The 4,133-nt window shown below is 39.7% G+C and carries 5 protein-coding genes and 1 pseudogene; 2 read left to right on the forward strand and 4 right to left on the reverse strand.

What is annotated here, in order from left to right; all coding sequences use genetic code 11:
* Positions 1-235: pseudogene (locus BFP75_RS10395) on the forward strand (site-specific integrase); the annotation flags it as partial.
* Positions 236-261: 26 nt separating this feature from the next.
* Positions 262-1,158, forward strand: coding sequence for a tyrosine-type recombinase/integrase (locus BFP75_RS10400; RefSeq protein WP_099545319.1), 897 nt, complete (start codon positions 262-264; stop codon positions 1,156-1,158).
* Positions 1,159-1,168: 10 nt separating this feature from the next.
* Here BFP75_RS10400 and BFP75_RS21485 read toward each other — a convergent pair whose 3' ends face one another.
* From BFP75_RS21485 to BFP75_RS10415, 4 genes are all read right to left on the reverse strand, one after another.
* Complete coding sequence (locus BFP75_RS21485) at positions 1,169-1,414, reverse strand: DNA-binding protein (RefSeq protein WP_123803391.1); 246 nt, start codon at positions 1,412-1,414, stop codon at positions 1,169-1,171.
* Entirely contained in the window at positions 1,414-2,436 is a 1,023-nt protein-coding gene (locus BFP75_RS10405) for a relaxase/mobilization nuclease domain-containing protein (protein ID WP_099545321.1), read from the reverse strand. The genes BFP75_RS21485 and BFP75_RS10405 overlap by 1 nt, the downstream gene beginning before the upstream one ends.
* The gene (locus BFP75_RS10410) at positions 2,433-2,774 is read right to left on the reverse strand and encodes a plasmid mobilization protein (protein ID WP_099545323.1); all 342 of its coding nucleotides are present in this window, start codon (positions 2,772-2,774) and stop codon (positions 2,433-2,435) included. The genes BFP75_RS10405 and BFP75_RS10410 overlap by 4 nt, the downstream gene beginning before the upstream one ends.
* A 967-nt stretch (positions 2,775-3,741) precedes the next feature.
* On the reverse strand, positions 3,742-4,053 hold the full coding sequence (locus BFP75_RS10415; RefSeq protein WP_099545324.1) for a hypothetical protein: 312 nt from the start codon (positions 4,051-4,053) through the stop codon (positions 3,742-3,744).
* Positions 4,054-4,133 lie beyond the last annotated feature (80 nt).

Raw genomic sequence — 4,133 nt, forward strand, 5'->3', positions numbered from 1 at the left:
AAAGAAAAATGGCACTCAATTGATCAGGCTTAAATTAGAGACCTCTCAAACCGATGTTCAATATTTAGAGACTGGGATTTCCATAAAAAAAACTCAGTGGGATTCTAACAAAAAGAGAATAAAAAAACATGTGCTCGAGGAGCAATTGAACAACTCCCTAACGGCGCTAATGACTGAAGCACAAAAGGTATACTACGGTAACTCAGGGGTAAGTGCAAAAGATTACTTACACTAATCAAAAACAGGCAAAAACACGCTTCCATGTCATTTGTTGACTTCTACCAAAATTATATTAATGAGAAAAAAGCGAAAGGAAAAATAAGAACCGCTGTATCCCAACAAAAAAGCTTGGATAAGTTCAGGGCATTTGCTGGAAATGCCATTTTTTCAGATTTGACCATGGACCTTCTTCGAGACTATGAAAAAAGTATGTTGAAAAAAGGGAACAAAACAAATACCATTGCTTTGAATATCGAAAATTTAAAAAAAGTAATGAACCTAGCTGACAAGCAGGGCTTGCTCAATGAAAATCCTATTAAATTCTTTAAGACCAAAAGAGAGAATTCTGAAAAAAATGCGCTGACTATTGAAGAAATTGAAAAGCTTTCCAATATTGACCTTCCTTCTGGAAGAAAGGGAATGATAGTAGCTAGGGACATTTTCCTTTTTTCATTTTATGCAGCTGGAATGCGATTTTCTGATGTCTGCAAATTAAAATGGTCAAATATTTCCAATAACCATATTGTGTATGTCATGTCAAAATCCAGGGGGAGGTCAGGATCGAAAAGGACCGTTCCTTTGAACAGCTCCTCGATGGCTCTACTTAATAAATATAAAGGACGTAATGATACATTTATTTTTCCACCCCTATATGGTTGGGAAACCAAAACCCAAGAAGAAATTGAGAACCGAATTATGTCTAAGAACCAAATGCTCAATGTTTCACTTAAATTAATGGACAAAAAATTGGGTTTGGGGAAAAGTTTGAGCTTTCATATGGCAAAGCACTCTTTTGCAGATTTTGCGGTTAGGAACAACACGAATCTATTACTGACTTCAAAATTATTAGGGCATACCAAATTGTCAACTACACAACATTATTTGAAAGACTTTTATAATAAAGAACAAGTCGATGAAATGAACAGGTTATTTGGATGATGTGAAAAAGTTAGTTTATGGTGATATAATACCCATTATTGACTTTGATGGATATTTCGCCTTTCCGCAATTTTAGGTTTATTGTTTCAATGTCCTCTCTTGGATACAGATATTTTTTACCCACTTTAAAGAAATCGACCAATCCTTGATCTCTTAATGACTGCATTATCTGTCCATTATAGGAAATACCCAATCGCTCACAAAATGCCCTCCCTGTAAGATTCAATGGCTCTATATGTACACTCGCGGTTTTCACTACCTACCTCTCCCTTTTTTTCTTCGACTTCTCCAAAGCGGACTATTCAGCTCGTCACTATAATTATTGAAGGAATCCGGCCCTAGGGAATCTTTTTCAGAAAGTCCCAAATGGTGCGTTGGTTGGCCAACAATTTCCCCTGCCCTTCCGATAGTACTTTTTGATTGTTTCGTGTTTTCTCCAGCCCCTTCTTTATCTGTGCCAATTCCTCTAAAATCTCCTTGTTCTGCTGCATTAGTTTGGAGAATAACTGCACGGTCTCTGATTTGTTCATAGTCGATTTGTTTTATAATGTTGTTCCATGAATATTGTCTTCCCAAACTGCTCCCTTTATAAATAACGCACTCGTAGCTGAAAGAAACACCGGAAACTCTTCCTGTAGTCTTGCTGATATTAAATTTTGGCCCAATCTCCCTCGACTGCAATAGATATATGAACTCCTCAATATTTTTCGAGTGTTTCAATGCTTCCATCAGTTGGTTTTGCAGCGTAACTTTTATCGGTGTGGTGCCCGTCCTAAGCGTTTTCTCAATTTCCTTTTGGGTAAGAGCAGCCCTTCGCCCCAAAGGTTTATCGGGAAGTACGGAAAGACCATATTTCTGTTCCAATTTCCTTACCAAAAGCTCACTTCGCTTGTAATCCCTGCTATCGCTGACCAAGTCTCCGGAAAATTTTACCCTGTTCGCCACTATATGGATATGTTGGTGACTTTGGTCATCATGACGGTAAATGATATATTGGTTATAGTCGAACCCCATCCCCTTTAGATAGTCCAATCCCATAGAAACAAAATTTTTGTCGTTCATTTTTTCATCGGGTGGAAGGTTCAGGGAAACGTGATATACGGCTTTGCCCAACCTGGGACGTAACTGCCTGACCAAATTGAATTCCTTGGACATATCCACCGCGCTGCCCAAATCGATGTTGGCATCCAGTACACAGGCCTGACCAAGTCCAACCTTTTTTTGGTTGTAGGCCAATAGTCCGTAAAAATCCTTTCCCTTTATCTGCTTGGCTATCATTTATCCTTGATATTTGATTTTAATTCGCCTAAAAGATTTCGTAGTTCTAACAATTGTAGAGACAGGCTTTTTGGAGCGTGCATGCCCAGATGGGAATTTTTGGAAAGCTGGTTGATGTTGTTGCCTATACGGCTCAACTCTACGAACAGTCTTCTATCCTCCGGCGTTACCTTGGTTCTCGGGAGTGGTCTGCCTATTAATTTTTTTCGGATATAATCCGGTATTCCCATACCCAATGTTGCCGCATTCCCGGAAACGATCAGGTATTCGTTGACCGTCATCCGAACGTTTACCCGTATCGCTTTCAATAATCCGATATCCTTTTTTGGCCGTGCCATAATTCTGGGGTTTGGGGAGGATCCCCAACAAGCCTGCGAACAAAGTGAGCTGTTTTTGCTTGCAAAAACATGGCTTGCTACGTGACCTCCGATTAACTTAAGGCAAACCTAAGGGCAAGTGAAGAAACGGTTCTTAAGTGCTGTACACAAAGTAGTGTACATCACTTTTTAGGAACAAATTGGAATTTTATGGTATTCATGGAGCTTAAGGTATTGGCGTTTGACGCAGAACATATTCCGCCCGGTTAACTTATAAGGGCAAGCTTTGCTTGTCCTGTCGTTTAACGTCCTTGCCTATTTTGCTCGGTTATGGCTAGGGAGAGGGATTCCGAAAAGGTCATTTTCGGAATATCGTGGGAGGGACGTCACTAAAATGGTTCTGCTCTTCGCTATTTCCCCTAAAAAAAACAGGACGATTATAGAGTACCGATGGACCAGCTTTTCCTTGGAGCGGCAATTTTCAATCCTCGGAGACGCTCATCAAGCTGGACAAGAGCAACCGTCTTCTTCCCCCTGGCCACAAAAACCATGAAAACGGGGCCTGGGTTTATCCATTTAGGGTGCCGAATATGCGGGCAGGGAAAGGAAAACGTTGAAAGCGTACTGCGCCCGCAAGGAAACGTTCACATTTTAACGGGTGGCTTTATAGGTCAATCTGAATATAGAATGAAAGCTATATTCCATTATTGCATCAGGGCACTATTGCATCGATGAATCGAATATAGCTATATACCTATGTCCATATGGTGCTATGGCCATATGATAACATGTCCATGAGCTCCTGTGAAATTATGGTCATGTTCATGGGTATAGAACCAAGTGACTTGTTGTCCCGATTCCTTCATTATTGAATTATTAATGGGATATTCCAGGGATTGTTGACCAGACGTTATAATAACACCCTGGAATGACATAAATTGATTCAGATGTGATAGGTCCCCGGTTATTGCATGGATAATACCTTAATTCAGTTCATATACTCCTGCCAAGTGACCAACACATATTTTTCCTTTCCGTTCTCGGATTTTTTTAAAAATCCGTATTCATATACAAAAAGATACACCTCCCCCTTTTGGTTTTTCCAATAATGTGTGAAAAATTTGGGGTCAAAGCCCAATTCCAACAACACACTGCTTCTTATGGTTACCTTACCTCCCTTATTATATTCCTTTAAAATCTTCCGGCTCAATTTCAACTGATTGTCCACTTTGTTATAAAAACGTTCCGGTCGTTCCTTTTCCTTTTGGTACTGGTGGCTATTTCGGAGTGATGGTGCCACATGTTTCGGTCAAACAGTGCCACTTTGAAAGATCTTTCAATAATACAAAAAAATGTGTCAATCGTTTTTTAAAATTCCTT

This window comes from Maribacter sp. 4G9, assembly GCF_002742265.1.
Classification (GTDB): Bacteria; Bacteroidota; Bacteroidia; order Flavobacteriales; family Flavobacteriaceae; genus Maribacter.

What these genes read in the sequence shown, in the direction of transcription:
- BFP75_RS10410 (WP_099545323.1), bottom strand. Translation starts at nt 2,774, where the DNA reads ATGGCACGGCCAAAAAAGGATATCGGATTATTGAAAGCGATACGGGTA.
- BFP75_RS10400 (WP_099545319.1), top strand. Translation starts at nt 262, where the DNA reads ATGTCATTTGTTGACTTCTACCAAAATTATATTAATGAGAAAAAAGCG.
- BFP75_RS10405 (WP_099545321.1), bottom strand. Translation starts at nt 2,436, where the DNA reads ATGATAGCCAAGCAGATAAAGGGAAAGGATTTTTACGGACTATTGGCC.